At 61.5% G+C, this 26038-nt stretch carries 30 protein-coding genes; 14 read left to right on the top strand and 16 right to left on the bottom strand.

Features of this window, described 5'->3' with window-relative positions:
- Positions 1–11: 11 nt before the first annotated feature.
- On the bottom strand, positions 12–281 hold the full coding sequence (locus IB279_RS07515) for a hypothetical protein (protein WP_034796014.1): 270 nt from the start codon (positions 279–281) through the stop codon (positions 12–14).
- A 52-nt stretch (positions 282–333) separates the two neighbouring features.
- Positions 334–843, bottom strand: a complete 510-nt coding sequence (locus IB279_RS07520; protein ID WP_113187852.1) for a peptide deformylase — start codon at positions 841–843, stop codon at positions 334–336.
- 322 nt (positions 844–1165) lie between these two features.
- Between IB279_RS07520 and mgtE the strand changes: the two genes are divergently transcribed.
- Positions 1166–2587 (top strand): magnesium transporter, encoded by a 1422-nt coding sequence (gene mgtE / locus IB279_RS07525; RefSeq protein WP_113187851.1) that lies wholly within the window; start codon positions 1166–1168, stop codon positions 2585–2587.
- A 71-nt stretch (positions 2588–2658) separates the two neighbouring features.
- Positions 2659–3045: a MerR family DNA-binding transcriptional regulator gene (locus IB279_RS07530; protein WP_089044566.1), complete on the top strand. Its 387-nt coding sequence runs from the start codon at positions 2659–2661 to the stop codon at positions 3043–3045.
- Between the two features lie 80 nt (positions 3046–3125).
- Here IB279_RS07530 and IB279_RS07535 read toward each other — a convergent pair whose 3' ends face one another.
- The 3 genes from IB279_RS07535 to IB279_RS07545 form a co-directional block, all read right to left on the bottom strand.
- Positions 3126–3599, bottom strand: a complete 474-nt coding sequence (locus IB279_RS07535) for an isoprenylcysteine carboxylmethyltransferase family protein (RefSeq protein ID WP_113187850.1) — start codon at positions 3597–3599, stop codon at positions 3126–3128.
- 3 nt (positions 3600–3602) lie between these two features.
- Positions 3603–4610 (bottom strand): heparan-alpha-glucosaminide N-acetyltransferase, encoded by a 1008-nt coding sequence (locus IB279_RS07540; RefSeq protein WP_060517381.1) that lies wholly within the window; start codon positions 4608–4610, stop codon positions 3603–3605.
- Positions 4611–4740: 130 nt separating this feature from the next.
- The gene (locus tag IB279_RS07545; RefSeq protein WP_192339135.1) at positions 4741–5433 is read right to left on the bottom strand and encodes a DUF599 domain-containing protein; all 693 of its coding nucleotides are present in this window, start codon (positions 5431–5433) and stop codon (positions 4741–4743) included.
- Positions 5434–6179: 746 nt separating this feature from the next.
- Between IB279_RS07545 and IB279_RS07550 the strand changes: the two genes are divergently transcribed.
- Entirely contained in the window at positions 6180–7580 is a 1401-nt protein-coding gene (locus IB279_RS07550; protein ID WP_034795990.1) for an L-serine ammonia-lyase, read from the top strand.
- 120 nt (positions 7581–7700) lie between these two features.
- On the top strand, positions 7701–8138 hold the full coding sequence (locus IB279_RS07555; RefSeq protein ID WP_034795986.1) for a DUF1489 family protein: 438 nt from the start codon (positions 7701–7703) through the stop codon (positions 8136–8138).
- Positions 8139–8319: 181 nt separating this feature from the next.
- On the opposite strand, the gene IB279_RS07560 is transcribed toward IB279_RS07555, so the two are convergent.
- The 7 genes from IB279_RS07560 to IB279_RS07590 form a co-directional block, all read right to left on the bottom strand.
- The gene (locus tag IB279_RS07560; protein WP_034795983.1) at positions 8320–8589 is read right to left on the bottom strand and encodes a hypothetical protein; all 270 of its coding nucleotides are present in this window, start codon (positions 8587–8589) and stop codon (positions 8320–8322) included.
- A 76-nt stretch (positions 8590–8665) separates the two neighbouring features.
- On the bottom strand, positions 8666–10198 hold the full coding sequence (locus IB279_RS07565) for an SPOR domain-containing protein (protein ID WP_113187849.1): 1533 nt from the start codon (positions 10196–10198) through the stop codon (positions 8666–8668).
- Positions 10199–10379: 181 nt separating this feature from the next.
- On the bottom strand, positions 10380–11114 hold the full coding sequence (locus IB279_RS07570; RefSeq protein ID WP_060516839.1) for a hypothetical protein: 735 nt from the start codon (positions 11112–11114) through the stop codon (positions 10380–10382).
- Between the two features lie 284 nt (positions 11115–11398).
- Positions 11399–12007, bottom strand: coding sequence for a transglutaminase-like cysteine peptidase (locus IB279_RS07575; RefSeq protein ID WP_034795974.1), 609 nt, complete (start codon positions 12005–12007; stop codon positions 11399–11401).
- A 219-nt stretch (positions 12008–12226) separates the two neighbouring features.
- Positions 12227–12484: a hypothetical protein gene (locus IB279_RS07580; RefSeq protein ID WP_156400714.1), complete on the bottom strand. Its 258-nt coding sequence runs from the start codon at positions 12482–12484 to the stop codon at positions 12227–12229.
- A gap of 219 nt (positions 12485–12703) precedes the next feature.
- Positions 12704–13312 (bottom strand): PilZ domain-containing protein, encoded by a 609-nt coding sequence (locus tag IB279_RS07585; protein ID WP_034795971.1) that lies wholly within the window; start codon positions 13310–13312, stop codon positions 12704–12706.
- 109 nt (positions 13313–13421) lie between these two features.
- Complete coding sequence (locus tag IB279_RS07590; protein WP_246801857.1) at positions 13422–14051, bottom strand: PAS domain-containing protein; 630 nt, start codon at positions 14049–14051, stop codon at positions 13422–13424.
- A 367-nt stretch (positions 14052–14418) separates the two neighbouring features.
- On the opposite strand from IB279_RS07590, the gene IB279_RS07595 reads away from it, so the two are divergent.
- Positions 14419–15150 carry a rhomboid family intramembrane serine protease gene (locus IB279_RS07595; RefSeq protein WP_034795968.1) on the top strand — a complete coding sequence of 244 codons (732 nt, stop codon included), beginning with the start codon at positions 14419–14421 and terminating at the stop codon, positions 15148–15150.
- 261 nt (positions 15151–15411) lie between these two features.
- Positions 15412–15840, top strand: coding sequence for a CBS domain-containing protein (locus tag IB279_RS07600; protein ID WP_034795965.1), 429 nt, complete (start codon positions 15412–15414; stop codon positions 15838–15840).
- 133 nt (positions 15841–15973) lie between these two features.
- Here IB279_RS07600 and IB279_RS07605 read toward each other — a convergent pair whose 3' ends face one another.
- The 3 genes from IB279_RS07605 to folE form a co-directional block, all read right to left on the bottom strand.
- Positions 15974–16933, bottom strand: coding sequence for a patatin-like phospholipase family protein (locus tag IB279_RS07605; RefSeq protein WP_034795962.1), 960 nt, complete (start codon positions 16931–16933; stop codon positions 15974–15976).
- Between the two features lie 398 nt (positions 16934–17331).
- Positions 17332–17784 (bottom strand): phosphoribosyl-AMP cyclohydrolase, encoded by a 453-nt coding sequence (gene hisI / locus IB279_RS07610; protein WP_060516845.1) that lies wholly within the window; start codon positions 17782–17784, stop codon positions 17332–17334.
- 24 nt (positions 17785–17808) lie between these two features.
- The gene (folE, locus tag IB279_RS07615) at positions 17809–18426 is read right to left on the bottom strand and encodes a GTP cyclohydrolase I FolE (protein ID WP_034795957.1); all 618 of its coding nucleotides are present in this window, start codon (positions 18424–18426) and stop codon (positions 17809–17811) included.
- A 340-nt stretch (positions 18427–18766) separates the two neighbouring features.
- Here folE and IB279_RS07620 point away from each other — a divergent pair, with 340 nt between their 5' ends.
- From IB279_RS07620 to IB279_RS07645, 6 genes are all read left to right on the top strand, one after another.
- Positions 18767–19213 carry an iron-sulfur cluster assembly scaffold protein gene (locus IB279_RS07620; RefSeq protein WP_034795955.1) on the top strand — a complete coding sequence of 149 codons (447 nt, stop codon included), beginning with the start codon at positions 18767–18769 and terminating at the stop codon, positions 19211–19213.
- A gap of 1 nt (position 19214) precedes the next feature.
- A complete protein-coding gene (yidD, locus tag IB279_RS07625) occupies positions 19215–19589 on the top strand; it encodes a membrane protein insertion efficiency factor YidD (protein ID WP_060582499.1) in 375 nt (124 codons plus the stop codon).
- Positions 19586–20014, top strand: coding sequence for a DUF2267 domain-containing protein (locus IB279_RS07630; protein ID WP_060582498.1), 429 nt, complete (start codon positions 19586–19588; stop codon positions 20012–20014). Before yidD ends, IB279_RS07630 begins: the two co-directional genes overlap by 4 nt.
- An 11-nt stretch (positions 20015–20025) precedes the next feature.
- Complete coding sequence (locus tag IB279_RS07635) at positions 20026–20565, top strand: DUF1697 domain-containing protein (protein WP_113187857.1); 540 nt, start codon at positions 20026–20028, stop codon at positions 20563–20565.
- 224 nt (positions 20566–20789) lie between these two features.
- Positions 20790–22772, top strand: a complete 1983-nt coding sequence (thrS, locus tag IB279_RS07640; RefSeq protein WP_060582497.1) for a threonine--tRNA ligase — start codon at positions 20790–20792, stop codon at positions 22770–22772.
- Between the two features lie 79 nt (positions 22773–22851).
- Positions 22852–23691: a lysophospholipid acyltransferase family protein gene (locus tag IB279_RS07645; RefSeq protein ID WP_034795943.1), complete on the top strand. Its 840-nt coding sequence runs from the start codon at positions 22852–22854 to the stop codon at positions 23689–23691.
- Positions 23692–23724: 33 nt separating this feature from the next.
- On the opposite strand, the gene IB279_RS07650 is transcribed toward IB279_RS07645, so the two are convergent.
- Entirely contained in the window at positions 23725–24738 is a 1014-nt protein-coding gene (locus IB279_RS07650) for a hypothetical protein (RefSeq protein ID WP_113187847.1), read from the bottom strand.
- A 100-nt stretch (positions 24739–24838) separates the two neighbouring features.
- On the opposite strand from IB279_RS07650, the gene IB279_RS07655 reads away from it, so the two are divergent.
- Together IB279_RS07655 and IB279_RS07660 are read left to right on the top strand one after the other, a co-directional pair.
- Positions 24839–25423 (top strand): nitroreductase, encoded by a 585-nt coding sequence (locus IB279_RS07655; RefSeq protein WP_113187846.1) that lies wholly within the window; start codon positions 24839–24841, stop codon positions 25421–25423.
- Positions 25423–26025 carry a flavin reductase family protein gene (locus IB279_RS07660; RefSeq protein WP_034795932.1) on the top strand — a complete coding sequence of 201 codons (603 nt, stop codon included), beginning with the start codon at positions 25423–25425 and terminating at the stop codon, positions 26023–26025. The genes IB279_RS07655 and IB279_RS07660 overlap by 1 nt, the downstream gene beginning before the upstream one ends.
- Positions 26026–26038: the final 13 nt, after the last annotated feature.

Genomic DNA, 26038 nt, shown 5'->3' on the forward strand with positions numbered 1-26038 from the left:
CCTGATCCGTGTCAGTTGTTGCCGGCAGGTCCGCTCTGGTCCATGCGGCGGCGGACGAGCTTGTAGGTGCGGTCGGGCTGAACCTCGTAGGTCTCGTAGACCATCTGGCCTTCATACATGAAGCGGTTCTGGATCATGGCGCCCGGTGCGGCCTGTGTCTTCCTGCTGGCCGCGTTCTCGCCATAGGTCAGGCTCTGGGGCAGGGGCTCGAGATCTTGCTGGGCGCTGTTGCAGCCGGCGAGCGCGAGGAGGCCGATGAGGGCGAGATAGGTCGGTTTCATGGTTCGGTCCTTGGTGACTATGACGTGATGTTGCGAGCAGGGAATCGGTGCGCTAGCCGCGCGCCTGCTCCCTGGTCAGCTTTTCGAACTTCTTGATGGCGCGATCGCGCTTCAGGCGCGAGAGCCGTTGTGTCCAGAAGATGCCGTCGAGCTGGTCGATTTCGTGCTGCAGGCAGGTGGCCATGAAGCCGTCGGCTTCCTCGTCGATCGTCTCGCCGCCAAGCGTCTGGTAGCGGACGCGAACGGCGCGGGGGCGTTCGACCTCTTCAAGGATGCCCGGCATCGAGACGCTGCCTTCCGTATGGGTCGCCTTCTCGTCGCTACGCCAGATGACCTCCGGATTGACGAAGGTCCTGGCGCCGCTTTCGCGATCGAGCTCGATCACCGTCACGCGCTCCAGGATGCCGATATGCGGCGCGGTGATGCCGACGCCGGGGGCGTCCCGCATCGTGTCGAGAAGGTCCGCGGCCAGCGCCTCTAATGCCGCGTCGAAGCGGGTGATCGTCTCCGCCTTCCGCGTCAGCAGCGGGTTGGGAAAGCGGACAATGGGGCGAATGGCCATCAGATCTTCCTTGGCGGCGCCAAATGGGTGTTGCGCCTCCGATATCTCGACTGAAGTGCTAGCCGATCGCGCGGTCGATGTCGACTGTGTCGAGAAGCAGCCGGTTTTTCATGTATTTGCAACAGCTTGAATAAATCTGTTGTTGCGGCGCGCCCGGTGGTATCTGTGCTGTGGACCTCGGCAGGGCTTTGCGCTAGCACGCTGTAAGGCCAGAATTCCCGCCCATGGCGGCGGATGAGGGCGAGGCAAACGTCAGTGGACGCATTCTTTCCGGCTCGCGAGGCGGACGGCCGGGAAGCAGCAAATCGTTTCGAGGGCGCGCATGAGCAATACTGGCGACGAAGACCGCGGCTCAGAAGACGTCAAGGCCTTTGACGGCTCGGACATTTATGCCGACGACGGTTCTATCCGCTCTGATTTTCTCATGCATGTCGGCGCGGCAATCGCCGACCGCGATACGATCTATCTGCGCCAGCACGTTGCCCACCTGCACTCGTCGGAAATGGGTGACCTGCTCGAGGCGATCCAGCCCGATCAGCGCCTGGCGCTGGTTTCGCTGCTCGGCAAGGAATTCGACCTTTCGGCACTGACGGAGGTCGACGAAGCGATCCGTCTCGATATCGTCGAGCACATGCCGAACGAACAGATCGCCGAGGCCATCGGCGAGATGGATTCGGACGATGCGGTCTACATTCTGGAAGACCTGGACCAGGAAGACCAGGACGAGATCCTGGCGAAGCTGCCGTTTACCGAACGGGTTCGCCTGCGACGCTCGCTGGATTACCCCGAAAGCACGGCCGGCCGGCGCATGCAGACCGAGTTCGTGGCGGTGCCGCCATTCTGGACTGTCGGCCAGACGATCGACTACATGCGCGAAGACGAGGACCTGCCGGAGAGTTTCACGCAGATCTTCGTGATCGACCCGACCTTCAAGCTGCTCGGCGCCATTGACCTCGACCGCATCCTCCGAACCAAGCGTTCGGTCAAGGTCGATGCGATCATGCACGACACCAGCCATGCCATTCCGGCCGAGATGGACCAGGAAGAGGCGGCCCAGCTATTCGAGCAATACGACCTTCTTTCTGCGGCCGTCGTCGATGACAATGGCAGGCTTGTTGGCGTGCTCACCATCGATGACGTCGTCGACGTCATTCAGGAAGAGGCCGAGGAAGACTTGCTGCGCCTGAGCGGCGTCGGCGACGAAGAGCTTTCGGACTCCGTCGGGGAGGCATCGCGCTCGCGCGTGCCCTGGCTGTTCATCAATTCGATGACCGCCTGCATCTCCGCTTCGGTCATCGGCCTCTTCGACGCGACGATCCAGCAGATCGTGGCTCTCGCCATCCTGATGCCGATCGTTGCGGGCATGGGCGGCAATGCCGGTTCGCAGACGATGACCGTTACCGTGCGCGCGCTCGCAACACGGGGTCTCGACATTCACAACGCGCCGCGCATCATCCGGCGTGAAGCCGGCGTTGGGCTGCTCAACGGCATGATCTTCGGCACGCTGATCGGGCTTCTTGCCGGTCTCTGGTTTCAGGACCCGAACATCGGCGGCATCATCGCAACTGCGATGCTGATCAACATGATGGCTGCGGCCCTTGGCGGTATCCTCGTGCCGCTCTGCCTCGATCGCTTTGGCGCCGACCCGGCGGTCTCTTCCGCCGTCTTCGTGACGGCCATTACCGATATCACCGGCTTCTTCAGCTTTCTCGGCATCGCCACCTGGTGGTTCCACGTCACGTAACGTGGCGCGTTGTTTGACTTTTACGTCAAGGTCAACGATAGTGCATGCCCAGGAACACATGGAATGGCAGCGTGGATAAATACTATAGCATCACCGAATTGACGCGGGAATTCGGCATTTCCACGCGAACGCTGCGTTTCTATGAGGACGAGGGCCTCATCCATCCGGAGCGCCGTGGTCGCACGCGCCTGTTCCGGCCGGCCGACCGGCGGCTCATTCAGGAGATTCTGCGAGGGCGCCGCATCGGCTTCACCATCGCCGAGATCCGTGAAATCATTCAGGTCTACAAGGACCCGCCCGGCGAGCTCGGCCAGCTTCAGCTGCTGATGTCGCGCGTCGAGGAAAAGCGCGAAGAGCTGCGCCAGAAGCGCAAGGACATCGACGATACGCTGACGGAACTCGACAATGTCGAGGAAGCGTGCCTGACGCGTTTGGCCGAAATCGGCGTCGGCACCTGAAGGGTTGCTGGTTTATGTCTGGAAATTTCGAAGGGTAGCGTTCGCGCTGCCCTTTTTGCGGCGTGTATCCCTGCCGCCGCTCAGATCCAACGGCTGGTATGCCGGCAGTAGCGCTCGAATTCGAAACCGAAGCGCGATAGCAGGTGCCGCTCTTCACTGCGGATGGCAAAGAGCGTCGTGAGCATCACGGCTGCGATTGCCATGATGAAGAACCAGGGATTGAGCGTCGCCAAACCAAAGCCGATCATCATCAAGGTGTAGCCGAGATAGATCGGATTGCGGGTGAAGCGGAACGGACCGTAGGTAACCAGGCATGTGGCCGATCGGTAGGGCATGACCGCTGTATGCCGATCGAGGAGAGTTTTGACGGCCCAGAGGGCCAGCCAGATCGCGACGACAATCAGAGCGCCGCCGCTGATCCAGGGAAACCAGCCGTGGCCATGTGCCACCGGAATGGGAAAATGTCGCGCCAGTAGAAGCGCCGCAAAAGTGGCGACCCCGTAGAGAAGGGCCGGCCATGGGAAGTTCAGCGGCTTGGCACGATAGGCATTCATGTCCTAGTCCCCTGATTGCACGTTCATTGTGCATTGCTGCGCGATTCGCGCAATGCGTTCATCGCTGCTGACGTTGATCTCTCCCCTGTTCAGGCTGTCGAACAGGTTCTGTTCCACCAGACGGTCGAGGGTGCAGCCGCAGAAGCTGTCGCACGGCACGGCTGGATTTCCCTGGTTGCAGGCCGCAACGCAATTGCTGCGGTAGGCTTCCTTGGGATCCGGCAGTGTCGGCGGAGAGATCAGCGAGAAGAGATAGACCAGTCCGATGAGCACGGGCTGGTGAATGAGGTATATGGCCAGACTGTGACGGCTGCCGAAGACGAGGGGCGTCATCCACAGCCGCCCCTTGCCATCTGTGGAGGGCCGGCTTGCAAGAGCGGATACCAGCCGCGCGTGGAAGAGCTTGGCGGCACCAAGGCCGAGCAGAAACGGCCCGAGCCACGGCAAAAGCGGCACGTAGTCGTTGGACCGTGGCAGCGTCTCGGACAGACCGACCCACCAGAGCCAGGGCGCATCGAAGATCGGCGAGCGCAGATAGAAGGGTGCCGCGATGGCCGCGGCGGCTGCGGCGAAGGAAACGACGGCAGGAAGCCTGAGGAATATCAGACCGATCAGGCTTGCCGCGGCGATCGCGTGCAGGATGCCGAAGAAGATGAAGGTGTCCGGGAAGGCAAAATAGGTGGCAATCGTGATCAGCGCTGCGGCGCCGGCGATCTTGGCGAAACGGCGCAGGAACGCATTGATGCGGATCGTCGGCCATTGTCCGAGCACGAGGCTGTAGCCGGCAAGAAACAGGAAGCTGCTGGCAATTAGCCGCGCAAAAATCTTCCAGCCGCCGGTGCCGGCCGTGCCTGCTGCGACATAGCCGAAGAACTCGAGGTCCCAGACGAAGTGATAGGTCGCCATGGCAAGCAGCGCCACGCCGCGCGCGACATCGATGAAGGCGAGCCGCCTGCCTGTCGGTTTCGCTGGGGTCTCTGCTGCCGGTGCGGTCACATGGATATCGGACATGGGCATTCGCCATCCTGTTGGCGTGAGGAAGAGTGGCAGGCCTGGCTTGCGCCAGGCACGCGTCCTTGATTGCTGATGGAACGCCGCGGCTGCGATCCGCAGCCGTCCGGCGCGCCGGTTGCGCGGATTGTCAGGGTGTTGCGTCCTTGAGGAGCGCGGAACGCGCCTCCGAGAAGAACTGTCTGCGGGTCAAGACGAAGATGACGAAGGCGGTGAGCGCCACGAACACATAGGGGCTGATGAACCAGCCGAGATAGCCGATCGAAAGAAAGATCGCCCGGAGACCGGCGTTGAAGTGCTTGGCGGCAAGCACGTTCATGCGGATCGCCCGTTCGGCCGCCTTCTCCGCCGCATGTCGATCCCGCTGCATGTCGGCGGTCATCGGGATGCCACCCATCAGGATCGAGCAATAGTTGAACAGCCGGTAGGACCAGCCGAACTTGAAGAAGGAGTAGCCGAAGAGGCAGGTGAGGCCGCCGACCTTCAGCTCGAACGCCGTGCGCCCGCCATGGAAGACATAGGGCATGTCGGCAAAGATCATCTGCGCCTGTTCGGTAGCGCCGAGCAGTGCGAAGCAGCCGCCGAGCGCGAAGATGGTTGTTGAAGCGAAGAAAGCGGTGCCGGCCTGGAGCCCCGCGATGATCTGCGTATCGATCATCTTCAGGTCGCGGTTGAGCGAATTGCGGATCCAGCGGCCGCGATGCTCGTTCATGAGGCGCGTAAGACTCACGCGTTTGAAGCCGCGCGTGCCATCGGTCGCCCAGCTGAAACCCGCCCAAAGCAGGATAAACACGACAAGCGCTATGTAATCTTCGAAGGTCATACACGTGTTTTTGGCATGGCTTTTGGAAATTGCAAGGTGGCCGGGGCGGTGTCGGAATCCGCGACGCGTCAACTACTGTGATGAAATTGCGGCGGAATTTCTTCCCGGCCGTACCGACCATTTGTGCGGTTTTCACCAGGATCCTGTGTTCGGTCGCACGGGCTTGACACCTTTCCGCCACATTCCCCCATTGCGCATTTACGCTTTCTTCAATATGCATGGCCCCAGACGCGGGCGCCCACTGTGCTGCCCGCGGCCGTTGAGAGTGTTTTCGGAGACATCATGGACAATACAATTCAGAAGTCTTGCTGGGGCGTAACTGCACGCGCTGTGGCTGGTTTCGCTGGCGTTCTTGTTCTTGCTTATCTTTTCGGCGGCCTTTGATATCTAGTATCTAGAAAAGTCCACTGATTGACGGCGCGGCTTCCCAAAAGCCGCGCCGTTTTTGATTCCAGGCAACCGGTGGCGCTACCCGGAGCCCTTGCGGGAGGTCAATGTCGCACGGACGGGATCGAATGTCGGTTGACCGCCTGACGGCCTGCTATGGGATCGCTTAGGCTTCGTTCCTATATCTGCTTGCGGATCTCCTTAAATCGGCACCGATCAAGGCGTAAAATCCACCAGCAAATAAGAGGGTATCACGCCGGTTCGCATAGACTTCGAAGCGTGGTATCGAGGCAATCGTGAATGCGGTGCCGGGCGATCATGCCCGTGCGTCGCGGGTCAGTCTCCGGGGCAGGCAGCTTATGTTTCTTTCCGTCTTCGACGTGTTCAAGATTGGTATCGGGCCTTCGAGCTCGCATACGATGGGGCCGATGTCGGCCGCCAATCGCTTTCTCGATCTCATCCTTTCCGACGACTGGCCACGTCCGTCCCATGCCTCCGTTGCGGCGATCAAGGTGAGCCTGCACGGTTCGCTCGCCCACACCGGCATCGGCCACGGAACGGGCAGGGCGGTGATCCTCGGACTCGTTGGCGAACGCCCGGATCTCGTCGATCCGGATCGCATGGATGCCCTCATCGATGAGGTCGAACGCACGGGCCGCATTACACCGCCGGGCCATCCGTCCTACGAATTCCAGCCGAAGACCGATCTGGTCTTCGACAAGAAGGTGCCGTTGCCCGGCCATGCCAACGGCATGTCGTTTTCTGCCTTCGACCGTGACGGCCGGCTGCTGTTGAAGCGGATCTACTATTCGATCGGCGGCGGCTTCGTCGTGACCGACACGGAACTTGAGGCCATGCGCGCCTCGAAGAACAAAGCGACGGGCGTCAAGGTGCCGTTCCCGTTCTCCTCGGCCCAGGAAATGCTGGACATGTCTGCGCGCTCCGGCTTGACGATTGCGCAGATGAAGCGGGCGAACGAAGAGGCGACGATGTCGCCGGACGAGCTGAACGCCGGGCTCGACCGCATCTGGGGCGCCATGAGCAATTGCATCGACCGGGGCTTGAGCCAGGACGGCATCATGCCCGGCGGCTTGAAGGTTCGCCGCCGCGCCCGCTCGATCCACGACAAGCTGCAGGAGGAGTGGCGTTCCAACAAGGCCAATCCTCTGCTCGCCAACGATTGGCTGAGCGTCTACGCAATGGCGGTCAACGAGGAAAATGCCGCCGGCGGCCGCGTCGTCACTTCGCCCACCAACGGTGCCGCAGGCGTGGTGCCGGCGACGATCCGCTACTACATGCATTTCCATGACGACGCCGACCAGGAAGGCATTCGCGACTATCTGCTGACGGCTGCCGCGATCGGCGGCATCATCAAGCACAACGCCTCGATTTCCGGCGCTGAGGTCGGCTGTCAGGGCGAAGTCGGCTCGGCGTCCGCGATGGCGGCGGCGGGCCTTGCTGCCGTTATGGGCGGTACCCCCGAGCAGATCGAAAATGCCGCCGAGATTGCACTCGAACATCACCTCGGCATGACCTGCGATCCTGTGGCCGGCCTCGTGCAGGTGCCCTGCATCGAGCGCAATGCGCTTGGCGCGGTCAAGGCGGTGACGGCCGCTTCTCTGGCGCTCAAAGGTGACGGCAAGCATTTCGTGCCGCTCGACGCCTGCATCGAGACGATGCGGCAGACGGGCGTCGACATGAACGAGAAGTACAAGGAAACATCGACTGGCGGTCTTGCGGTCAACGTTGTCGAATGTTGAGGCTTTCAAGCCTCTCGAAGCCCAGACGCCGGTATATCGACCGGACGTATTGCGGTGATTGTGGATGAACGACGTCTGGCCGCTTGACCGCAACGGCCGGACGGGTGTTCAAAAAAAGCCATGTCTCTACATCTCATAAAGCTTTGCGTCGGAGCGGAATCGATCGAGGACCTGCGCGAATGGGTTTCGCGCAAGGCGATGGCGGCCATGGCCGCCGGCCTCGAGCCGCATTCGTTCCACACGACGCGCATGGTGCCCAAACGCGTGGAGGAGTTGCTGGAAGGCGGCTCGCTCTACTGGGTGATCAAGGGCAGCGTGCAGGCGCGCCAGCCGCTCATCGGCATCGAGACCTTTACCGACGGCGAAGGTATCGGCCGTTGTAATCTGCTGCTGGGCCCGGAAGTGATCGAAACCGAACTGCAGCCGCGTCGCGCGTTTCAGGGATGGCGTTACCTGACCGACAAGGACGCCCCGCGCGACCTGGCGTCGCTATCGGGCGGCGGCTCCGAGATGCCGCTCGAACTGCGGCGCGAACTGGCCGAACTCGGGCTTCTCTAGAAGTCCTATGCCGCGGGCATTTTGCTGAGCTCTTGGCAATCGAGCGGCAACCAACGCGTCCTTGAAGGTGTCGCCTGCTTTCGCACTCTTCTGCGCGCGCGAAACGGTCCTACCGAGGCCGCACCATCATCCAGCCAGAAAGCAAAAAGGCGGCCGTGGCCGCCTTTCGAACTGTGAATGTTCAGGTGATCCGCATCTTCAGCGGATGGCGCCGGTTTGGCGCCGTCACGTGAAGGTGGATGCCCGCGCGCGGCTGGGTCGAGCGCCAGGCTCGAGCTCCGTGCGTCAAAAGCATGCCGACGAGATCGCGTGTCTTGGCCTTTGATCGATTGAGGCCGAGATCGGCGATGCGCATGGCCGCCTCGTGCAGGGGGTGCAGATTGATGCGCGACGGTTTAGCCCGTCGCCCCGGCAGCGGGGTGACACCCGGAACGTTCTCGTTCATTGCCATGTTTAACCTCGTTACGCTGTACAAATCCGAGGAAGGCGGCCGGAAAACAAACACATCCGGCCGCCAAATTTCGTCGTTACTGCTGGCTGGCCCAGCAGGAGATGCCTTTCTTCTTCAAGGCCTTGCAGGCGTTGACTGCCGAATTCTGGTCATCGAAGCCGCCGAAGCGGGCGCGGTATACCTGGCCGAAGGCGACGGTGAACGGCTGCGCGTTGCGCAGTGCCTTGCCACCCTTGTCCTTGGCGTTGCCGAGCAGCGTCATGGCCTGATCCTTGTCCGGAGTGGCACCGATCTGGATCACCCAGCCCTGCGGCTGCGCCGGCATCGGCTCGGCCTTTGCGACTTCAGCAGGCTCTGCCTTGGCAACAGCCTCTGCCTTCTTCGGCACGGAATTGGTGATCTGGGTGTCGACCATCGCTGCGGTCGCAGGCTGGCGAAGCTTCAGGCTCTGCGCGTCGAGCGTGTTGGGAACGATTTTCGGAGAAAGGACAGGGTTGTCCGATGCACGCTTGTTGCCGGCATAGGCCATCTGCACGCTGCTGGCGCTTTCGCCGTTGTAGCGGAAATCCGGAACGGGACCGGTGTTGGGCAGGTCATGGCCAGCGGCGACGGCTGCGACGACCGGCGTCTCGGCAACGGGCGCTGCGGCTGCAACCTGGGTCTCTTCGGCCGGAACGGGGGTCGGCTTGGTCTCGGCAATCAGGTTGCCGTTGCCGCGACGCGATGCGTCCGGCATGTACTTCGCGACCAGGCGGCGCATCTGTGCATCGCGGCTGGCGCCCGAGGTGCCGCCCATGACGACGGCGACGATGCTGCGGCCGTCGAGCTGGGCCGAGGTCACGAGGTTGAAGCCGGAAGCGCGCGTGTAGCCGGTCTTGATGCCGTCGACGCCGCGCACATTGCCGAGCAGGCGGTTGTGGTTGCCGATGGTCTGCTTGCCGAAGCGAAAGCTGCGCGTGGAGAAGTAGTCGTAATACTGCGGGAAATGCTGGCGAAGCGCGAGGCCGAGGCGGGCCTGGTCGCGTGCGGTCGTGCGCTGTTCCGGATTGGGCAGGCCGTTGGCGTTGCGGTACGTCGTGCGCGTCATGCCGAGCGCGCGCGCCTTGTTCGTCATCATACGGGCGAAGCGTTGCTCGGAGCCGCCGAGATACTCGCCAAGTGCCGTGGAGGCATCGTTGGCCGACCGTGTAACGAGCGAAAGGATCGCCTGTTCGACGGTGATCGACTGGCCGGCGCGCACGCCGAGCTTCGACGGGGGTTCCGCGGACGCATTCTTCGAGAAGGGAATCTGCGTGGACTTGCTGATCCGACCGGCTTCGAGCGCCTCGAAGGTGAGGTAGAGCGTCATCATCTTGGTGAGAGACGCCGGATAGCGCAGTTCGTCGGCATCCTCGCCATAGAGGATCTTGCCGGTCTTGGCATCGACGACGATGCCCGAATATTTGGGATTGGCGTAGGTCGACGCCGCAAAGCCGGGCAACACAAAGGCGACCGAGGCAATGGTGCCTGCCAGGACGACCCGCTTTACCATCTTTGAAAGAGCGCCGAACGGGCGCTTCGCGAGATCAAAAAAACCGGTTTGGGACACTACGCTGCTCTTTATTCTCATGTCATGGGGTTGTCCGGACGCCGCCTCCGGGAACGACCGTTCTCGAGACAGTATCGGCATAGCGTTACCAATCGGTTTATGATGAATGATTGGTTTCCGGAATCGGACGCATTCGTACAAAGACAATTCCGGTGTAGCGCAATGATGCGGTGCCTGCCTGCACCACATCAGTTGGACGAAATCAGGGCACGATTCGGCTTTTGATGAAAGCTGTAATCGCGTGGTCGATTTCCTTCCATTGCGGCAACAGTTTGTTGGCGAAGCGGTAGAGCACGACGAGGTCCTTGCCGGCATGAATGTCGCGCTGGCAGTCGGCGCTGGTCGATATGGTTTGCGCATCGGATTTCAGGCAGCGGACCACGTAGGGCGCCTGGCCTGTCCGCTCCGCAGTATAAAAGACTTCGCCTGCGTAGCTGGAGGCAGCTTTGGTCGCATGTAAAAGCAGTCCGTTCGGCCCGGGGGATGGAGTGCCGTCGAAGACCTGCTTGTAGATCGGCTCCACCCGACCCGACATGTCGCGGGACATCGTGCTTTGCGAAATCTGCAGGAAGATCAGATTTTCAGGCGCGTCGACGTCGTTGAAGAGGTCGCGATTTTCGTCGCTGTAACCTTCAAGGCCGGGCCATGTCAGGTAGACATCGACACGCCCGACGATCGAGGTGGCACGTTGGGCCTCGAAGCGGATCATGTTCGCCGGCAGCCGCAGATGATCCTGTCCGATGAAGATATCGTAGGGCTCCCTGCTGGCGGTGTGACCGGCCAGCGCCAGGTTTTCGCCGAACCATCTTCCCGCGAACGCGATTGCCGCCGTCAGGGCTGCGAGCACAACAACGACCGCCGTCACCCGGTAGATGAAGCGGGCCGACAGCAGCGGCCGGAGTTCCGGTTCGTCTATCCCGTTTGGAGCGTTGCTCATGGTGGCCGTCCCGTCGCGTTGGCCGCGCCCAAGTCGAGTGTCGAGCCCCTGGTTGGCGGCGGACCGAAGTGTGGCGGACGCCGCTTGCCCGACGCTGGTCGAAGACGGTTAACTTTCGATGAATGCCCTATGCCTGCGTGCGTCCGGGGAGGCAAGGCCGCAAAAAAACGGCCGGTTCCGAGGGACACGGAACCGGCCGAGGCTCGGTCTGGACGGGGAAAATGGACTGACCGAGGCCCGTTGGGAGACGTCCGCCGGGTGGCGGCTCGCCTGTGTATCAGATCTTACTGCGTGCGAACGCTACCGACGGCAACGGTGCGGCCGTCCTGAAGCTTGACCCAGCGGCCGGAATGCTCGGTCGATTGGCGCTTGAGGTAGGTGTATTCGGTATCCGACCACAGCAGCACCTTGTTGCGCATGTTGTCGAGGATGAAGTCGCCGCGGTCGGTACGAACGGTGAGGACGGCATGGCCGTCGCCATTCGGCTGCAGCACGACGGTGATCAGCAGGTCGGATGCGGAGAAGCCGTTTTCGATCAGCTTGCGGCGTTTCAGGAGGACGTAGTCTTCACAATCGCCGACGGTTTCCGGATAGGACCACTTCTCTTCGACGCCATGGATTTCCATGTCGGTCATCGGAGTGATCGCCTGGTTGACGTCGTAGTTGATCTCGAGAATTTTCTGCCAGCCTTCGCGGGTCAGCACCATCGGGCCGCCATCCTTGCCGTTGGAGGTGCACTCCGACGCATAGATCTTGCAGAACTCGTAGTGGCCGATCGGCGGGTTGGTGGAGCCGGTCACGACCATGTTGGCCGGAAGCGCCTGAGCCGTGCCGAAAAGGCCGCCGGTGAAAAGGACCGCAACCGCGATCAGCTTGGTGATTGTCTTGAGCATGATTGTCTCCCCGTTATGGTTCGACAATGGCACAGACGTTTTTATCGCTCGCGAACTTGCGAGCTAAAAACAAGTACAAATGAAAGTCGTATAAGAATAAAACAAGAATAGAATTTTATTTGTATTTGAATCGAATTTGAATCAAATTTTATCGATTTTAGCTCCGCCCGCTGGTGGAGACGTAATTTGTTAAGCATTTAACCCGCTGTATTTGCTTGGTTATGCGGGAAACGAGCGACTGGGCGGTGCAAAAACTGCGGCGCGGCCACGGCAGGAGATGCGTCTTTGCAGCGTCTGTACTTGCCACTTCAGGAGAGTTTTGACTTGAAATATGCGTTTTCGCTTGAATTCCACCGGAAAAATATTTGCGGACGACGAGAGCATTTTGATCGCGGCGCCGGACTTGTCTCGAAATGATCCAGGCGCGGATGCGGCGCGCTTCTGCTCGCGAATACCGCTCCGGTTGCCACCGATCATCGTGTGTCTTCGGGCTCGGGGACGTAGGGCCTAAGCGAGCACGCCTTTAGCGCGTTCCCTCGGGCGTAGCCGAGCGGAGCGATGTGGGAGCGGGGGTTCTTTGCCGCACAAAAGAAGCACGAAGACGGTTTTATGTCTGAAGGACAGTTCGGGAGATGGTCGGGCTAGGAGCGTTGCTCAATGCAAGGCGGGTAGCCGAAGGACGGCGCAGGCGCGCCGTTAGAGGAATTCGGTCAGTGCCTCACGGGACTGGATGCCCAAGAACTCGATGGCGCAGCCTTCCTGGAAGTGACGGACGATCCGGCCCTTCATATTTCCCAGGAGGATGGCGGTTCCGATCGGCGGGCGGTTCTCGATGTCGACGGCAGCACCGGACAGCGAAAGGTCGATGATGCGGCACGGGAACTTTTCGCCGGTGTCGAGCGTCAATTCGGTTACCGTTTTGCGCGGCGCAAGGCGATCGTGGCGGCGGTCTTCGGGCAGGCCGAGCTCATGCTTGTTGGCGATCCAGGTGAGCTGGGCCGCGAGCTTCTCGCGCTTGCGCTCGGTCGCGTTGAGCTGGATGACGAAAGCGCCATCGGCGATGCGAGACACCGTGCCTTCGAGGCGACCGACGTGATCGACATAGGCGATGATGCGTTCGCCCGCGCGCGGCTGGGCCGGCGAGGAAAGCAGGACGTCGCCGGGCGACATGTCGATGGCGGTGCACTCGAACTCGTCACGATTGGCAAGCATCAGCCGCCCCGCCAGATTCACGGAAACGCGCTGGAACGCACCTTCGTGGTGCGGTTTCGGAGCGGTATTCTGTGCGTGCTGAAACGAGAACATGTTGACTCTGTGGCGACATAGCTTGGCTGGCGGAGCTTAGCCTTTTCAAGTTAATAGAAGGTTCGTCCTCCGGTTGGTCCCTGACATCATCTCGGGACAGTCGGCGCGATCAATCGCGGCGCCCACCCTCGAGGATGCGGAGATGCCCGAACTGGCGGAATTCGCGCGAAAATGCGCCGGCGGCAGGCGATTTCGCAAGGGCATCGCTCTGTCGTTCGGTTTCCTCGTCGCGAAAAACAGCGGTCCGATCAGGGTCAAGAACCTTCATGCCCGTCGCATCGAGACATTCGATTGAGGTTGCATGCAACCAATACGGGCGGGAAAGAGGTGAGAGGGCGCCAAGGACCCGGTCACTTTCGCCTTCGCTGGAGGCAAGCGGCAAAAGCAGGGTTTCGATATCGACTTCCCGCGCGTCGGCGGTACGGCCCTTGGCCGAAAGCACGAGCGGCACACGGTGCGTCATGACCTGGCCGGTGATGCGCTGCGTTTTCGCCGCCTGGCTGCCGAGCCAGAGCATGCCGAATTGCCGCCCGCGCAGCTCCTGCCCGAAGAGGGCGCACACCTGGGTTCCCGCTAGGCGAAACGAGATGCCGGCATTGCGGTCGCGCTCGAGAATGAACAGGTTCGGCAGCAGCGTTCTGATGTCGGAAGGTTCAAGCTCGTCGCGGCGCGGAAGCTCGCGCTTCCCGCGAATGGTGTTCCAGTATCGGAAAAGCTCCGTCGTCGTATTGCTGCGCATCGCTTCTTTCATTCCATTCCTGCGGCCCGTTGTGTCCCGGTTCGAGACATCTTCGGCCATGCATTTCGGTTCTGAGGATTAAGGAGCGAAAACCGTGCCAGCCGGAAATTAAGGTTAACAAACGGTTTCCGTTGCAGTGCGCCGCCGCAACTGGCAGGGGAGGACATCACTTTACGAAGCGTTGTCTTCGGCACTTGAACTGGAGCTCGGATCTGAGCTTGGCGACCGTTCAGTTTTTGCTGGACGGTCTTTTTTTGTTTGCTTATGGCTGGTCGCCCCAACTCCAGTCCTAATTCCGGTGATGCCATGCCATTGCCGCGATCGCACAGGAATGTGTGGGCCGCATTGAGAGGAGAACACAGCAACCATGGAACGAGATCAGACGGCGACGCCACCGGAAGCAGAGCGCGACAGCGCCGCGAACCCGGCGCGCGAGCCGGCCTTCAATCTGCCGGCGGGGCTGACCTTCATCCTGCTGTTTCTGATCGCAATCCATGTTCTGCGAACCTACGTGCTGCCGCCGGCGATCGATCAGGAGATCATCTTCAACTTCGCCTTTCTCCCGGCCCGCTACGATCACCCATTGGCCGAGCAGGGGCTTGCCTGGCTGTGGAGCCCCGTCACCTATTCCTTCCTGCATGGAAGCTGGGAGCATCTGATCTTCAACATCTTCTGGATGGTGGCCTTCGGTGCGCCGGTCGTGCGGCGGATCGGCATGGGGCGTCTCGCCGTGTTCTGGTGCCTGTCGGCGGCGGCCGCAGTCGCGCTGCATACGGCGTTTCACTGGGGGGAAATGATCGTCGTCGTCGGCGCTTCCGGCGTGGTGTCCGGATTCATGGGGGCTGCCGCGCGCTTCGTCTTCTCGCCGAGCGGACGCATCAGCCGGCAGTTTGCCCATCTCAATCGCCGGCTCGACGTCGGTGAGGCTCTGGCCAACCGCTCGGTCGTGGTCTTTGCCGGTATCTGGTTCCTGACCAATTTCCTGATCGGCCTTGGCATGTTTACCCCCGGCGGAGCGGGCAGCGTGGCCTGGGAAGCGCATATCGGCGGCTTCCTCTTCGGCTTTCTGCTCTTCAGCCTTTTCGATCCGCGTGACTGACGGAGCGAAAGATCGGCGGACGGCGCTTGTGAGCGCTTGATTTCCCCAGGGCGCTGGCGCACCATTTGTTACGGTCGCCCGTGATCGAAAGACTGGGCGACCCGTGTAGGCCGGGAATCGAATGCCATCCGCGTCTGAGGAGCACGCGAGACGGCTTTCGCAAGCGGCCAGGGTACAGGTTCCATCGCCCGACCGTACCGCACGTGAGATGGCTGGACCTATCCCTGCCGACCCGGTGTTGTCGCAACGGGAGATGTGCGCATGTCAGTAAAAGCCATACTCGATGAAAAGGGCCGGAATGTCGTAACGGTCGGCCCTCAGATGACAGTCCAACAGGCTGCCATCCTCTTGCGTGACAATCATATCGGTGCGGTCGTCATCCTCGACGCGGACGATCAGATCGCAGGCATCCTCACCGAGCGCGACATCGTCGCAGCGATTGCCAAGCAGGGTTCGACCTGTCTCGAAAGGCCGGTGGCAGCGGTCATGTGGCAGAATGTCTATTGCTGCACCGAGGACATGTCGGTTCAGACCCTGATGGAAATGATGAGCAAGCTCAGGGCCCGTCACCTGCCGGTCGAAAGGAACGGCCAGCTTGCCGGCATCGTCTCGATCGGTGACGTGATCAAGCATCACATCCGCGCCATCGAGCACGAGACCGAACAGATCAAGGCCTATATCGCCGGCTGACAGGAAAGGGCGGCATTGCGCCGCCCTCTTAATCCCCCTGGGAGCCGCGAAGCACCCGTGTGTTCAGGATGCACCCTGGGCGACCGGTAAGTGCGCCGCCGCGTATCGCGGCTTTCATGCCGCGCACGCTCCGTCAGCGAACGAGCACTTCCTGCATGCGGCGAATTTCAACCAGCCTCGCTTTTGCCTCGTGGTAGCCGCGATCGATTGCTTCGCCCGCGCGATGGAATTCCGAAAGACCAATGTCGTTGAGTTTCGGGTGCAGCGCCAGGTCCGGCGGGTCGCCGGCAAGCCGGGCGCGGGAAATCCGGTCCTGGATGATGTTGAAGGCCTGGACCATGACGCTGGTCATGCCGAGGCGCGACTGGTGCGGCGCTTCCTTGGCGGGCGCATCCAGGGATTCAGCGCCGGCGCTGTGTTTGACGACGGCCGAGCGGCCATAGAGATCGTAGTTGAGGTTCACCGCGACGACGAGTTGCTGCTCATGGGCGCGGCACACCGAAACCGGAACCGGATTGACGAGCGCGCCGTCGATCAGCAAGCGTCCATTCGCCTTGATCGGCTCGAAGATGCCGGGCAGGGCGTAGGAGGCCCGGATCGCGGTGATCAGCGATCCCTTTTCAAGCCACACCTCGTGGCCGCTGTGAACTTCCGTTGCAACAGCAATGAACGGCCTGTCGAGGCCTTCGATGCTGAGGCCTTCCAAATGCTCCTGCATGCGCTTGGTGAGCCGCAGGCCGCCGAAAAGGCCGCCGCCGCCGATGGCGAAATCGAGCAGGCCGGCGATCCGGCGTACGGTGAGGGAGCGGGCGAAGGCTTCGAGTTCGTCGAGCTTGCCGGCAAGATAGCAGCCACCGACGAGCGCGCCGATCGAGGTGCCGGCGATCATGCCGACTTCGATGCCTTCTTCGTCGAGCGCGCGCAGCACGCCGATATGGGCCCAGCCGCGCGCGGCACCGCCGCCAAGCGCGATTGCGATCTTCGGTTTTTGCGGAGGTGGCGCCGGTTCAGGTGGCGTTGTCGAAATCGATGTTCCGTCCGGTCCGGACAGATCCGTAATCTGATTGTTACGCGTAAACGTCCAATTCAACATCCGGCACCTCCAACACCGCCGAATACTCCGCAGCGCGACACGTCGATGAGAATGCGCGAAGGTCGCTGTGGCAATTCATCGCTGACTAAACTTCCAGGGGTCGGGATTGATCCTGGAGAGAGGCAATTTCATGCGCGCGTCCTGGGGAGGCTCCGCCAAGCCGGCGCCGGTGCTGGCCTTGTCCGCTTCATTGCTGAAAGACTGGCACCTTTGTCTAAGGTATATCACCGATCCCACCGACGATTGCGGCACGACCGATAAACATTGGATACAGTTTGCAATACAGTTTGGAACGAGATCGTTCCGATTGCGCCGCATCCCTGCTTAAGGATTAGGCGCCCGGTTGGTTTCCAAAATATAAATATAGCATGCACCCGCGCCAAAAAGATGCGCGATGCTTAATTTTTATCATAGATCTCGGCGGGGTCGAAATGCCTGTGGTCGTCGGTGATTTTGACCGAGGCCTTGCCGTCTTCAGTGCCGACGGTGCGGTAGAAACAGGAGCGGCGGCCAGTGTGGCAGGTGGCGTCGTGGCCGGCGACGGAAACCTTCAGCCAGATCGCATCCTGGTCGCAATCGGTGCGGATTTCCTTGACTGTCTGCAGGTTCCCGGAGCTTTCGCCCTTCTTCCAGAGGCTCTTGCGCGAGCGGCTGTAGTAGTGGGCCACGCCGGTCTCGATCGTCAGGGCCAGGGCCTCCGCGTTCATGTGGGCGACCATCAGCAACTCGCCGTCTCTGACGTCGGTGACGACGGCGGTGATCAGCCCCTTTTCATCGAAACGGGGAGTGAAGGCCGGACCGGTTTCCAGTTCGGCCTTGTCTGAGGAGGGAGCGTCGAAGGTGAGCGTCATGGAAAGGCTCCGTCTGTCGGAGCCTTACTTGAAGCCCCTGATCATCGTCATGAACCGCGCCTGCTCGGCCGGCTCCGTCTGGAAGGTACCCGTAAATGTGGTCGTCAGCGTTGTCGAGCCTTGCTTCTGCACGCCGCGCATCGCCATGCACATATGCTCGGCTTCGATCATGACGGCAACGCCGCGCGGGGCGAGCGATTCGTCGATCGCCCTGGCGATCTGCGCCGTCATCGATTCCTGCGTCTGCAGGCGGCGGCCGTAAATATCGACCACGCGGGCGATCTTCGACAGGCCGAGCACGCGCCCGTTCGGCAGGTAGGCGACATGCGCCTTGCCGATGATAGGCACCATGTGGTGCTCGCAATGCGAATAGAACGGGATGTCCTTGACGAGCACCATATCGTCGTAGCCGGCAACCTCCTCGAAGGTGCGGCCAAGCACGTCTTCGGCAGCCAGATCATAACCGCTGAAAAGCTCGCGGTAGGACTTGGCCACGCGCGCGGGCGTATCCAAAAGCCCCTCGCGCTGCGGGTCTTCGCCAGCCCAGCGCAAAAGAACGCGCACCGCTTCCTCGGCCTCCTTCTGGGTGGGGCGGCCGCTCGCATCGTCGAGCACAGGAAAATTCTTCACTATGGCATCCATAATGGCCTCTTTTAGCAATACGGGATTGCTTGACGTTTTATCTTTCGGACAACTCGCCACTGGCCATTCGCCTAACCCTGCAGGCTTGGGTTCCGTTGGCGGGCTCCGGGGCTTTCCGGTCCTGGCTTAGCAGTGCACTGGACCTTCCGGCACGGTTTCCCAAACAACAGGCGACATTGTTCCTCTTGCGGAACTGTCGCCCCAACACAACATAGCATATAGTATGGTGCCACAGAGATGAAAGAGGCGGAGCGTGTCGCGTCGTGCTTTTTTCCCGTCTACCGGAGAAAATCATGCGTCGATCACTCAAAACCGCGAAAAATCAGTCGGATCGCGTCAAATGATGGATGACATCTACAACAGCCGAATTCTCGAATTCGCCGGCAACATTCCCCGTATCGGGACGCTCGGCGATGCCGATGCGGACGCGACGGCGCATTCCAAGCTGTGCGGCTCCAAGGTGCATATCTGGCTGAAGATGGATGGCGACGTCGTCACCGATTTTGCCCATGACGTCAAAGCCTGCGCGCTCGGCCAGGCGTCGTCCTCGATCATGGCGCGCCATGTCGTCGGCGCCGGGGCTGAGGAGATCCGCCAGGCGCGCGAGGACATGCTGGCTATGTTGAAGGCGGACGGTGAGGGGCCTTCGGGCCGTTTCGAGGATATGCGCTTCCTGCGTCCGGTGAAGGACTACAAGGCGCGCCACGCATCGACCATGCTAACCTTCGATGCGGTCGTCGATGCCATCGAGCAGATCGAGGCCAGGCGACTGCTCGCGGCCGTCTGAGATGTGCGGGGAACCGAATTGCCGGCACGCTGCGCACGACAAGGCAGCGCCAGCGGTCCGTGGCCGAAACTGGTCGGGCCCCTTTCGCAAGACCCCCGGGCGGCTCTTAGGCATGGCGCTCATCCGCGCCTATCAGCTCACGCTTTCGAGCTTTATCGGCAATTCGTGCCGACACCTGCCGACCTGTTCGGAATATGGCTATGAGGCGATTGCGCGCCATGGCTTCTGGGCCGGAGGCTGGATGACGCTGTTTCGCGTGGCGCGCTGCGGGCCGGGCGGAACGCATGGTTTCGATCCGGTGCCGGAGCGGCTTGAACCGCGCCTCGTATGGTATGCGCCGTGGCGCTTTTGGCGGCCGCGGCCGAAGATTGGATGACCGCCATGCCCATGCCGATGGAGTATCGTCAGGCTTCCTTAGACTTCGAGCGCTTCCTTCTCGATGCCCGCGACGTGGCAGGGCTGCAGACGACGAACCAGGCCTATACGATGGTCCAGGCGGTACTGCAGACGTTTCGGCGCCGGCTCGATATCGAGGATGCCATTTTGTTTGCCGACATCCTGCCGCCTGTCATCCGGGCGATCTTCGTTGCCGAGTGGGACCTTGAAGAGCCGCGGCTCCCGTTTTCGGGTCGCATCGCCATGACCCGCGAGGTACAGGCGCTGCGCCCGGATCACAATATTTCCCCGGACAGCGCCATTGCAGACGTCGCTGGCGCCTTGCGTCGCAACATCGACGAGGCGAAACTCGACCGGGTGCTCGCCCGGCTGCCGGCGGGCGCAGCGGATTTCTGGCGCGCCTGACAAGGGGAATGATGAACAGCTACGTCGCCTTGCTTTACAGCATCGTTCTCGGGCCTGGCCGCCGGGTCGTCATGGCTGACCTGAAGAAGATGGCGGAAGGGCTCGGCTATCAAGCGCCGCGGACGTTGGTCGCAACGGGCAATCTGGTGTTTCAGACCGAACAAACGTCCACTCGGAACCTCGAAATGCCGCTTGAGAAGGCCTTTGCCGAGACGTTTGGCCGGCACGTCGACATTCTTGTCCGGTCGGGCGCCGATTGGCAGACGCTTGCCGCAGCCAATCCCTTCCATGAGGAGGGCGAGGCGGACGCGACGCAGGTTCATGTCCGGGTGATGCGCGAACCTTTGACGGAAGCGGCACTCGAAGGGCTTCGGCGGTACTGCACCGCCGGCGAGCGACTGGCGATCGTCGATGGCGATCTCTGGGTGCATTTCCCGGGCAAGGCGAGCGAATCGAAGCTGCTCGGCGCCATGACCACCAAGCGGCTGGGCATCGGGACGTTCCGCAACTGGAACACCGTGAAGGGGCTTTGCGAGATGCTGCGCAGCTAGCCTCCGCAGCAGCCTTTGCCTTTACTCACTTTCGAAAACCCTTTATCAGGCTACGGCGTGTTTCCGCGGGTCGTCCTCCGGCTCGGGGAAAAACACGCAGCAATCCAAAGCACTACAGCGATCTCTGCGCGCCTGACGGATGCGACGCTGTATCGTCAATTCACCGGCCTTGCCGGTCAACCATACCACCCGCATTCGTTGGCGGGACTGGATAGGAGATCACTATGTCGAATCCTGTTTCCCTTACATTTCCTGATGGCTCGGTGCGCGAATATCCCTTCGGCACGACCGGCCGCGACGTGGCAGAATCGATTTCGAAGTCGCTCGCCAAGAAGGCGGTTGCGATCGCGCTCGACGACGAGCTGCGCGATCTGTCCGATCCGGTGACCAATGGTCGCCTCGAAATCGTCGTTCGTGACGACAAGCGCTCGCTCGAACTGATCCGCCACGATGCCGCGCACGTGATGGCGGAGGCCGTTCAGGAACTGTGGCCGGGAACGCAGGTGACCATCGGCCCGGTCATCGACAACGGCTTCTATTACGACTTTGCCCGCAACGAGCCCTTCACGCCCGACGACCTGCCGCTCATTGAAAAGCGGATGAAGGAGATCATCGCCCGCAACAAGCCTTTCACCAAGGAAGTCTGGTCGCGCGATAAGGCCCGCCAGGTTTTTGCCGACAAGGGCGAGGCCTACAAGGTCGAACTCGTCGACGCGATCCCCGAAGGGCAGGATCTCAAGATCTACTATCAGGGCGACTGGTTCGATCTTTGCCGCGGCCCGCACATGGCCTCGACCGGCCAGATCGGCACCGCCTTCAAGCTGATGAAGGTGGCCGGCGCCTATTGGCGCGGCGACAGCAACAACGCGATGCTGACCCGCATTTACGGCACCGCCTGGCACACCCAGGAAGAGCTCGACCAGTACCTGCACGTGCTCGCTGAAGCCGAAAAGCGCGACCACCGTCGCCTCGGCCGCGAAATGGACCTGTTCCATTTCCAGGAAGAAGGCCCGGGCGTCGTCTTCTGGCATGGCAAGGGCTGGCGCATGTTCCAGACGCTGGTTGCCTATATGCGTCGCCGGCTCGCCAACACCTATCAGGAAGTCAACGCGCCGCAGGTGCTCGACAAGTCGCTCTGGGAAACCTCGGGTCACTGGGGCTGGTACCGGGACAACATGTTCAAGGTGACCGTTGCCGGTGACGAGACCGACGACGAGCGCATCTTTGCGCTGAAGCCGATGAACTGCCCGGGCCATATCCAGATCTTCAAGCATGGCCTGAAGTCCTATCGCGAACTGCCGGTGCGCCTCGCCGAGTTCGGCAACGTTCATCGCTACGAGCCGTCGGGCGCCCTGCACGGGCTGATGCGCGTGCGCGGCTTCACCCAGGACGACGCGCATGTCTTCTGCACTGACGAGCAGATGGCGGAAGAATGCCTGCGCATCAACGACCTCATCCTCTCGGTCTACGAGGACTTCGGCTTCAAGGAAGTCGTGGTCAAGCTCTCCACCCGTCCGGACAAACGCGTCGGTTCCGATGAGCTCTGGGATCGCGCTGAAAGCGTGATGACGGACGTCTTGAAGACGATCGAGGCGCAGTCGGAAGGCCGAATCAAGACCGGCATTCTGCCGGGCGAGGGCGCCTTCTACGGTCCGAAGTTCGAGTACACCCTGAAGGACGCGATCGGTCGCGAATGGCAGTGCGGCACGACCCAGGTCGACTTCAACCTGCCGGAGCGTTTCGGTGCCTTCTACATCGACAAGGAATCCGAAAAGCGCCAGCCGGTGATGATCCACCGCGCGATCTGCGGCTCGATGGAACGCTTCCTCGGCATCCTGATCGAGAACTTCGCCGGCCACATGCCGCTCTGGGTTTCGCCGCTGCAGGTCGTCGTCGCGACGATCACTTCGGAAGCCGACGACTACGGTCGCGAGGTTGCCGAACTCCTGCGTGATGCAGGGCTGACTGTAGAGACCGACTTCCGCAACGAGAAGATCAACTACAAGGTCCGCGAACATTCGGTCACGAAGGTTCCGGTCATCGTGGTCTGCGGCAAGCGCGAAGCCGAAGAGCGCTCGGTCAACATCCGCCGTCTGGGCTCGCAGGCCCAGACCGCCATGTCGCTCGACGAGGCGATTGCATCGCTTGCGCTCGAAGCCATGGCGCCGGATCTCAAGCGCAAGGCAGAAAAGAAAGCTCGGGGTTGAGACCCCGAGCATTTGCTTTGTCAGCAAACTGTCATATTAGCGGAATATCCGGATAAGATCGTATCCATCGGAGATTTCCGTGCAGTTCAAAGAGCTGTCCTACGCCAATGAGAACGACCGGCGCCTGAAGCGCTGGTTCATTCGCTCCATGGAAGGCCTGTCGGGCCGCAACCGCTATGCCAAGCTTTATACGCGCTGGCGGTCCGACATCGTCGGCAAGAGCGAGCGCGTCTTCGGGGAGATGTTGCAGCTCATCGATGTGACGCTGCAGACAAAAGGCGAGTGGCCGCCGCGGAACCTGCCCGATACGCCGATCGTCATCATCGCCAATCATCCTTTCGGCATCGGCGACGGCATCGCCGTGCTGGCGCTTGCCGAACAGCTCGGCCGTCCCTTCCGCGTCCTCATCAACAACGAACTGCTGAAGGTGCCGGAAATGGCGCCTTACTCGCTGCCGGTATCGTTCGAAGAGACGAAGGAGGCGCTGGCCGTCAACATGGCGACACGCCATGAAGCGCTGCGACTGCTGAAGGAAGGCGTGACCATCGTCATCTTCCCGGCCGGCGGCGTGGCGACCGCGCCGAAGGGTTTTGGTCGGGCCGAGGACCTGCCGTGGAAGATCTTTCCGGCAAAGCTCATTCAGGCGGCGCGGGCGAGCGTGATCCCGATCTACTTCGAAGGGCAGAACGGCCCGTTCTTCCACCTGGCGAGCAAGATTTCACTGACGCTGAGACTGTCGCTCTTGATCCGCGAATTCCGGCGTCTGTCCGGAACGACGATCGCGGCGCGCATCGGCGGCGTGCTCACGCCCGAGGATCTCTGTGCCTGTGGCGATCGCAAGGACCTTTTGGCGCGCATCTATGAAGCGGTCTTTTCCATGGCGCCGCCGCGTCGGCGGTTCATGCGACGGGCAGGCTGACGTTAGGTCAACTGCGTTCCGTCACGTCGAAGCTCAGTCCTGTGCTTCCGACACAACGCTCGCATTGGTGTTCGCATTGTTGCCGCCGCTGCTGAGCAGTACTTCCACGTCCATGTTGACGCCGGCCTTCACGGTGAAGTCGCGCTCGTAGATCTTGTCCTTGTAGCGCGCCACAGCGGAATAGCTGCCTTCGAGCAGAACCTGCGTCGGGAAGGCGCCGTTGGCTTCGCTCACCGTATCGCCGGCGGAGGTGAGGATCGTCCAGGCGGTGTTGGCGATCGCTTCGCCGCCCGGTTCCGAAACCAGCTTGAGCGTGAGCTTGGCGGCGCGGTGCTGCATGGTTGCTTCGGTCAGCTTGCCCGCTTCGACCTGGATGTCTGCCGCGGTCGAGGCGTTGGTCGTGCCGCCATAGCTGGAGGTCACGTGATAGGTTCCGGCACCCAGCCGGACCACCGTGTTCGGCTTGACGTCCTCGACAATGAGCGCCCGTTCGCCGTCGCTCTGGGTGTCGGCGGAATAGACGTCGAAGCTGAGTTCGGCCGGTGGGATGCGCACGTCGCTGCCGGAGACCGCATTGAGCTTCATGCCGCCGGCATCGAGCACCAGCACCTGCTTGTCGAGCGCGCCTTGCTCCGGCACGCGGACCTTGCGCGTGGCTGAGGCGCGTCCAAAGGAGACATTGACGAAATATTCGCCCGGTACCAGATTGAACGCTGTCGAGCCGCCTTCCGACGTTGCGAGAAGCGGCAGCTTGCCGTCGCTTCCGGGGATCGGGCTGAACACACGCCAGGTGAGCCCAGCTTCGACCGGTCCGCCTTTTTCGGTCAGCAGCGCCTCGAGCTTGATATCCTTCAGCGTGCCGTCCGCCAGCGGATCCGATGTCATCGGGCTGAAGCCCGTCAGCTTCGGCATCTTGCGCGGGCCGGCGATCGAGGGGAAACTTTCAAACGCCTGGGTCGCATCCTCTGCGAACACATTTCCCGTAGCGGTGCCGGCGACAAGGATCGCAAGACCGGTCTGAAGGAAAATACGAGAGAGTGCACGCATGAGAACAGTTGACTTCCTGACTGAGTGACTCCACTTGGGACGCCGGTATGGCATTTTCGTGGCTGCCTGTGGGGCGGCAAATTAGTGGAATTCATCTGACATGAAAACCGAAATTAAGCTCGTCGACTACCTGACGTCCCGTCGCTCCATCCCCGCTTTCCAGATGGGAGGTCCCGGTCCCGGCAAGGCCGAGGTCGAGGAAATGCTGAAGCTTGCTTCGCGCGTGCCGGACCACGGCAAACTCGCGCCCTGGCGCTTCATCGTCTATCGCGGCGAGGAGAGGGTACGCATCAGCGCCAAGCTGAAGGCAATGGCGCTTGAGCTGAAGCCGGATCTGTCGGAAGAGATGATCAAGGTGGAGGAAACCCGTCTGTCGCGCGCGCCTGTGGTCGTTGCCGTCGTCAGCACCGCCGCGCCGCATTTCAAGATCCCGGAATGGGAACAGGTCATGTCCGCTGGTGCCGTCTGCCTCAACCTGCTGATGGCCGCCAACGCCCTCGGTTACGCATCCAACTGGCTGACCGAGTGGTATGCTTTCGACGAGCGCACCTATCCGCTGCTGGGCGTGAAGCCGGGCGAGAAAATTGCCGGCTTCATCCATATCGGTACCGCCATGGTGCCACCGACGGAGCGGCCGCGGCCGGAGCTGGCCGAGATCGTCACCTGGGTTGGCGAGGAAGCCTGATGTTTTACGATACGACCTCGAACAGTCACGGTCTGCCGCATGATCCTTTCAAGGCGATTGTTTCGCCGCGGCCGATCGGTTGGATTGGCACGCGGTCGGCCGAGGGCGCGCTGAACCTCGCGCCCTATTCCTTCTTCAATGCCATCAGCGACCGGCCGAAGCTCGTGATGTTTTCATCGAGCGGCTATAAGGATTCGGTTCGCAACATCGAGGCAACCGGCGAGTTCACGGCGAGCTTCGCCAGCCGTGACCTGGCGGCCGCCATCAACAAGACGTCGATCCCGGCGCCGCATGGCGAGAGCGAATTCGAGATCGCCGGATTGACGCCGGTCGACGGCGCGCTGGTTGGGGCGCCGTTCGTCGGTGAAGCCTATGCCGCGCTCGAATGCCGGATGACCGAGATGTTCCAGCCCAAGGATCTGGATGGTGCATTGTCCGACAACTACGTCGTCATCGGCCAGGTCGTCGGCATCCACATTCGCGAAGACGCGATCCGCGATGGCCGTTTCGACATGGCGACAGTCAAGCCGCTCGCCCGCCTCGGCTACATGGACTATTGCGACGGCGGCGACGTCTTCCAGATGACCCGCCCGACGCGCTGACGGTTACCGCGCC

The sequence above is a fragment of the Ensifer sp. ENS06 genome (assembly GCF_014852205.1).
Lineage (GTDB): Bacteria > Pseudomonadota > Alphaproteobacteria > Rhizobiales > Rhizobiaceae > Ensifer > Ensifer adhaerens.

Excerpts from the sequence above, each read along its gene's own strand:
- yidD (WP_060582499.1), top strand. The coding sequence starts at position 19,215 with ATGTGCGGGGAACCGAATTGCCGGCACGCTGCGCACGACAAGGCAGCG.
- IB279_RS07575 (WP_034795974.1), bottom strand. The coding sequence starts at position 12,007 with ATGCTCAAGACAATCACCAAGCTGATCGCGGTTGCGGTCCTTTTCACC.
- IB279_RS07600 (WP_034795965.1), top strand. The coding sequence starts at position 15,412 with ATGTCAGTAAAAGCCATACTCGATGAAAAGGGCCGGAATGTCGTAACG.
- IB279_RS07605 (WP_034795962.1), bottom strand. The coding sequence starts at position 16,933 with ATGTTGAATTGGACGTTTACGCGTAACAATCAGATTACGGATCTGTCC.
- IB279_RS07540 (WP_060517381.1), bottom strand. The coding sequence starts at position 4,610 with ATGTCCGATATCCATGTGACCGCACCGGCAGCAGAGACCCCAGCGAAA.
- IB279_RS07650 (WP_113187847.1), bottom strand. The coding sequence starts at position 24,738 with ATGCGTGCACTCTCTCGTATTTTCCTTCAGACCGGTCTTGCGATCCTT.
- IB279_RS07560 (WP_034795983.1), bottom strand. The coding sequence starts at position 8,589 with ATGGCAATGAACGAGAACGTTCCGGGTGTCACCCCGCTGCCGGGGCGA.
- IB279_RS07655 (WP_113187846.1), top strand. The coding sequence starts at position 24,839 with ATGAAAACCGAAATTAAGCTCGTCGACTACCTGACGTCCCGTCGCTCC.
- IB279_RS07660 (WP_034795932.1), top strand. The coding sequence starts at position 25,423 with ATGTTTTACGATACGACCTCGAACAGTCACGGTCTGCCGCATGATCCT.
- IB279_RS07570 (WP_060516839.1), bottom strand. The coding sequence starts at position 11,114 with ATGAGCAACGCTCCAAACGGGATAGACGAACCGGAACTCCGGCCGCTG.
- mgtE (WP_113187851.1), top strand. The coding sequence starts at position 1,166 with ATGAGCAATACTGGCGACGAAGACCGCGGCTCAGAAGACGTCAAGGCC.
- IB279_RS07580 (WP_156400714.1), bottom strand. The coding sequence starts at position 12,484 with ATGATCGGTGGCAACCGGAGCGGTATTCGCGAGCAGAAGCGCGCCGCA.
- IB279_RS07550 (WP_034795990.1), top strand. The coding sequence starts at position 6,180 with ATGTTTCTTTCCGTCTTCGACGTGTTCAAGATTGGTATCGGGCCTTCG.
- IB279_RS07565 (WP_113187849.1), bottom strand. The coding sequence starts at position 10,198 with ATGAGAATAAAGAGCAGCGTAGTGTCCCAAACCGGTTTTTTTGATCTC.
- IB279_RS07635 (WP_113187857.1), top strand. The coding sequence starts at position 20,026 with ATGAACAGCTACGTCGCCTTGCTTTACAGCATCGTTCTCGGGCCTGGC.
- folE (WP_034795957.1), bottom strand. The coding sequence starts at position 18,426 with ATGGATGCCATAGTGAAGAATTTTCCTGTGCTCGACGATGCGAGCGGC.
- IB279_RS07585 (WP_034795971.1), bottom strand. The coding sequence starts at position 13,312 with ATGTTCTCGTTTCAGCACGCACAGAATACCGCTCCGAAACCGCACCAC.
- IB279_RS07630 (WP_060582498.1), top strand. The coding sequence starts at position 19,586 with ATGACCGCCATGCCCATGCCGATGGAGTATCGTCAGGCTTCCTTAGAC.
- IB279_RS07595 (WP_034795968.1), top strand. The coding sequence starts at position 14,419 with ATGGAACGAGATCAGACGGCGACGCCACCGGAAGCAGAGCGCGACAGC.
- IB279_RS07590 (WP_246801857.1), bottom strand. The coding sequence starts at position 14,051 with ATGCGCAGCAATACGACGACGGAGCTTTTCCGATACTGGAACACCATT.
- thrS (WP_060582497.1), top strand. The coding sequence starts at position 20,790 with ATGTCGAATCCTGTTTCCCTTACATTTCCTGATGGCTCGGTGCGCGAA.
- IB279_RS07520 (WP_113187852.1), bottom strand. The coding sequence starts at position 843 with ATGGCCATTCGCCCCATTGTCCGCTTTCCCAACCCGCTGCTGACGCGG.
- IB279_RS07620 (WP_034795955.1), top strand. The coding sequence starts at position 18,767 with ATGATGGATGACATCTACAACAGCCGAATTCTCGAATTCGCCGGCAAC.
- IB279_RS07535 (WP_113187850.1), bottom strand. The coding sequence starts at position 3,599 with ATGAATGCCTATCGTGCCAAGCCGCTGAACTTCCCATGGCCGGCCCTT.
- IB279_RS07555 (WP_034795986.1), top strand. The coding sequence starts at position 7,701 with ATGTCTCTACATCTCATAAAGCTTTGCGTCGGAGCGGAATCGATCGAG.
- IB279_RS07545 (WP_192339135.1), bottom strand. The coding sequence starts at position 5,433 with ATGACCTTCGAAGATTACATAGCGCTTGTCGTGTTTATCCTGCTTTGG.
- hisI (WP_060516845.1), bottom strand. The coding sequence starts at position 17,784 with ATGACGCTCACCTTCGACGCTCCCTCCTCAGACAAGGCCGAACTGGAA.
- IB279_RS07515 (WP_034796014.1), bottom strand. The coding sequence starts at position 281 with ATGAAACCGACCTATCTCGCCCTCATCGGCCTCCTCGCGCTCGCCGGC.